Origin of the sequence: Streptomyces laculatispora (assembly GCF_017353455.1) — a bacterium.
Lineage (GTDB): Bacteria > Actinomycetota > Actinomycetes > Streptomycetales > Streptomycetaceae > Streptomyces > Streptomyces laculatispora.
On sequence record NZ_JAFMPZ010000010.1, the window covers coordinates 1 to 2,787 of the forward strand.

At 71.3% G+C, this 2,787-nt stretch carries 3 protein-coding genes and 1 pseudogene; 1 reads left to right on the forward strand and 3 read right to left on the reverse strand.

Going from position 1 to position 2,787, the window contains the following annotated elements:
- Both J1C73_RS00515 and J1C73_RS00520 read right to left on the reverse strand, forming a co-directional pair.
- Positions 1-710 (reverse strand): annotated as a pseudogene (locus J1C73_RS00515) (glycosyltransferase family 9 protein); the annotation flags it as partial.
- Positions 707-1,126, reverse strand: coding sequence for a hypothetical protein (locus J1C73_RS00520; RefSeq protein ID WP_242643516.1), 420 nt, complete (start codon positions 1,124-1,126; stop codon positions 707-709). The gene J1C73_RS00520 and the pseudogene J1C73_RS00515, both read right to left, overlap by 4 nt.
- Before the next feature lie 66 nt (positions 1,127-1,192).
- On the opposite strand from J1C73_RS00520, the gene J1C73_RS00525 reads away from it, so the two are divergent.
- Positions 1,193-1,420, forward strand: coding sequence for a hypothetical protein (locus tag J1C73_RS00525; protein WP_207314554.1), 228 nt, complete (start codon positions 1,193-1,195; stop codon positions 1,418-1,420).
- Here J1C73_RS00525 and J1C73_RS00530 read toward each other — a convergent pair.
- Positions 1,417-2,787: DUF4254 domain-containing protein (locus tag J1C73_RS00530; protein ID WP_242643517.1), on the reverse strand; the 1,371-nt coding region annotated here is incomplete at its 5' end. The genes J1C73_RS00525 and J1C73_RS00530 overlap by 4 nt on opposite strands.

Here is a 2,787-nt window from a genome sequence, read left to right on the forward strand (position 1 = left end):
TCGGCGATTTGCTCGGCGAGGGCGACGTACCGCTGGGCGGTGTAGTCCTTGCGCTCCGGCCAGCTGGTGGCGGTGATGGCGGCGATGGTGAGGCCGTTCAGCCATCCCACCGAGGCCAGTTCTTCCACGAGTTCGTTCGGTCCGGTTGCAAGGAGGGGCGCGAACGGCGCGGCGCCGGGCAGCCGGATACCGAGGCGGCGTTCAAGCGCCAGGTAGTGGCGGGCGGGCAGGCTCGGGTGGGCGCGGCCGTCGCTCGACCAGCAGGGTGGGGCGGCCGGATCGAGGACCAGGCTCACCGCAGCCTCCGAAGCGCGTGCCTCGACCCCAGGGCGGTCGCCGATCACGGCACGCCAGCCGCTGGGCGCGGTGACGGGTGATTGGGTGATCAGGCCGGTGCGGGCGATCAGCCCCGCGTACGGGCCTCCCGCCCGAACGGCCACGCGAACCGAACGCGCGCGCAGCCAGTCGACGAGGGCGCGGACCGCCGAGAGGCCGAGGAGGGTGTCGCCGAGCTTCCCCTCGAAGGCCACCTCTATCTCGCTGCACCCGATCAGGCGGTCGACGAGCTCGGCGGAGGCGGGAAATGGAAGCGGGGCGCCCACGGGGAGGCTGTCCCGGTCGTATCCGAGCGGAGTGGTGTGGACGGCCCCGGCGGGGATGACCTGTGAGCCGGGGTGGAACCGGATCCTCGCCGAAGCGACCGCGGTCACGCCGTGCCCTCGATCGTGGTGAGGGAGACGAGTGGCAGATCGAGGCCGGTGAGCAGGTCGCGGGCCCCGCGCGTGGTGTCCTCCACCAGACAGACCGCAGCCAGCGGGACCGCGCCGGCCTCGCGGAGCCGGCAGGTGAGGTCGGCCAGGGTCCGGCCGGTCGTGATCTCGTCGTCCACCAGGACCATCCGCTGTCCGGGTGTGATGCCGTACGCGAATACGTCGGTGCGCATCGCGTGGGGTTCGCTGAAGCGGACCGCGCCGTCGAGAGGGAGGTGCAGTTTCCAGGCGATCTTGTACGGCAGGTGGGCGGCGCCGGCGAGGGAGACGGTCGGCAGGATGCCGCCGGCATCCTGCCGAGGAGGTAGTCCACTGCCTCGAGCCCGTCCGGCACCTGCTGCTGAAGGCGTCGCCACAGGCAGGCTCCGGTGGTGGCCAGGGTGTCGGGGTGGACCGGCTCCTCAAGGCCGTCCAGGGAGTGGATGACGCGCTCGCGGCGGCTGGTCGCACCGACGCTCAGGCGTTCGACGATCCGGGCCGAGAAGGGCTGCACGGCGACGGTTTCGGGCATGACGAAGCTCCTGTCGGATGGCGGAGAAGAAATCGGCGAGGTTGTTCAGGCGGCGAGCTGGGAGGCGTACCAGGCGAGGAGCTGGTCGACGGCCGCGGTGACGGGCTTGAGGACGGGCTCGGTGTCGCGGTCGCGCTAGGCGCTGGAGATTTCGGCCAGGGAGGGCACGGAGGCAGCGGTTAGACCCGGCATCTGGGAGGCTGCGGAGAGGATCCGGTTGGGCCCCGACTCCCACTGGTCGTGCTCGCGCAGGAGAAGGCGGCAGGCCAGTACGAGGTGCTTGTAGAGCTGCCGCAGGGTGTGCGGCCCAGCCTCGGCACGCAGGCGGCGCATGGTGAGGATGACCTGGGGGAGTTCACGGACGGCGGCCAGGGCGAGCTCGTCGCGTGTGATGGTCGGCAGTTCGGTGTTGGGCGCGGCGTGCAGGGCGGGTTGGCCCTGCTGGAGCTGGTACAGGGCGAAGGCCAGGCGGGGAGTGAGGCGCCGGGCGGTCAGCTCGCCGGGGGTGACGAGGGTGGGGCCGAGGGAGGCCGCACCGTTCAGGGCGCTCCGGTACTGGCTCACGGCCTCGTGGACCCGGTCGGTGACCTCGTGTTCAGCGACCACGAGCAGGTCCAGGTCGGACCAGCCGGCGATCCAGGTGCCCTCGCCAGGGCTGCCGGTCAGGGCGGCAAGCCGTACGCCGGGGCCGTACGCCCGTACCGCGTCGGTGAAGTCGGCCGTCGCCGAGGCGACAGCGGCCGGCAGGCCCAGCCCGTACGGGGTGGCCACGCGCAGCGTCGCAGAGGCGGGTGGGGCGGCGATGCGCCGAAGCCGGGCGCGCAGGGCAGCGATGCTGCCGGAGTTGTCGATCACGTGGTCGGCGAGCGCGGCGACCTGGTGGGCGCCACGGCTCATCTTGATCTCGTCCTTCGCGGCGACGGTCGGGGCCGGCGTACCGGACCGCTCCACGCGGACGGCGAATGAGGCATCCAGGTAGACGATCTGGAGCCTGTCGCTCATGAGTTGCTTGAGTTCGGCGATCGAGGCGTCGTCGTGCACGGACTCGATGGTGAACAGCCGCGTGTCGACGTGCGCCTCTGCGAAGCGGTTCAGTTCGCCGAGCAGCAGTTCGGCCTGACGCCGGGCTGATAGGGCGTATGGGTCCGCGAGTCCCTCCCGGTGGGCTGCCTGACGCAACAGGAAGCCGATCTTGAGGCGCTGGGCACCGCACATGCGTCGGACGAACTCGGCGCTTGTGCTCTTGCCGCACTCACTCAGCCCGCCGAATGCCAGAACCCGGTCCAGGCGTCGGCTCGGCTTGACCTCGGCGGGGGCGACGTCGTCTCGGCCGTACAGCTTGAACCGGGCCCGCAGCTCTTCTCGCTGACCATGGAGGGCCGGCACGCGACGGCGGGCCAGCTCATCCCTGGATGCAGTCTGCTCGCTGTGCCAGATCCGCAGCGTCAGTACCGACAGGCGGTCGACGACGGAGGCGAGCGTCTCGGTATGCAGCGGCGCGTCGGC

What these genes read in the sequence shown, in the direction of transcription:
- J1C73_RS00525 (WP_207314554.1), top strand. Translation starts at nt 1,193, where the DNA reads ATGACGCGCTCGCGGCGGCTGGTCGCACCGACGCTCAGGCGTTCGACG.